At 61.0% G+C, this 1,136-nt stretch carries 1 protein-coding gene; it reads left to right on the forward strand.

Annotation, left to right across the window (positions count from 1 at the left end; all coding sequences use genetic code 11):
• Positions 1–1,136: OprD family outer membrane porin (locus C8K61_RS26590; RefSeq protein ID WP_108195003.1), on the forward strand; the 1,136-nt coding region annotated here is incomplete at both ends.

Genomic DNA, 1,136 nt, shown 5'->3' on the forward strand with positions numbered 1-1,136 from the left:
GAAGACAGCAAGGCCACTCTGGGTCTGCGCAACTTCTACATCAACGCCGACAACCGCAACCTGGCTCGCGGCAACACCGCCAACGCCGCGACCACGCCGAACAAGCAGGAAGAGTGGGGCCAAGGCTTCATCTTCAACTTCACCTCCGGCTATACCGAAGGCACCGTCGGTTTCGGCGTTGATGCACTGGGCCTGCTGGGCGTGCGTCTGGATTCAGGTAAAGGCACCCACTACAACGCCAACAGCAACGCCTACGGCGGCATCGTATTCCCTACCGATAGCAACGGCGAAGCGGTCAACGATTTCTCCCACGTGGGCCTGACCGGCAAGGTCAAAGTGTCCAAGACCGAAGCCCGTATCGGCACCCTGCAGCCCAAGCTGCCGGTGGTAACGTTCAACGACGGTCGTCTGCTGCCGCAAACCTTTGAAGGTGGCCAGATCACCTCGAACGAAATCGACAACCTGACCCTGATCGGCGGCAAGCTGGAACACGCCAAAGGCCGTAACTCCAGCAACAACGAAAGCCTGTCGATCGGTGGCTCGAACAACGCCAAGACCGGCCAGTTCAGCAACGAGTTCTACTACGCGGGCCTGGACTACAAGATCAACAAGGACCTGTTGGCCCAGTTCTACTACGGCACCCTGAACGAGTTCTACCAGCAGCACTTCCTCGGCCTGACCCACAACCTGGCCCTGCCAGTGGGCAGCCTGAAGTCTGACCTGCGCTACTTCCGCAGCACCGCTGACGGCAAGAACGACAGCGTCTCCGGCCGTGCTGACGGCTACAACGCCACCGGTTACTACGGCACCACCGCTGCTGGTCGTGCGATCACCAGCGGCAAGGTCGACAACCGTACCTGGAGCGGCCAGTTCACCTACACCCTGGACAGCCACTCGATCAGCGCCGGCTACCAGCAAGTGTCGGGCGACAGCAACTTCCCGTACCTGGACCAGGGTGACGGCGCCACTGCCTACCTGATCACTGACCGTCAGATCGGCAAGTTCCTGCGTGCCGGCGAGCGTACCTGGCTGACCGAATACGCCTACGACTTCGCCAAGATCGGTGCTCCGGGCCTGAAAGCCACCATCACCTACCTGAAGGGCGACAACATCGACTCCGTCACCGGCGACCAGTC

The sequence above is a fragment of the Pseudomonas sp. GV071 genome, from assembly GCF_003050835.1.
GTDB lineage: Bacteria > Pseudomonadota > Gammaproteobacteria > Pseudomonadales > Pseudomonadaceae > Aquipseudomonas.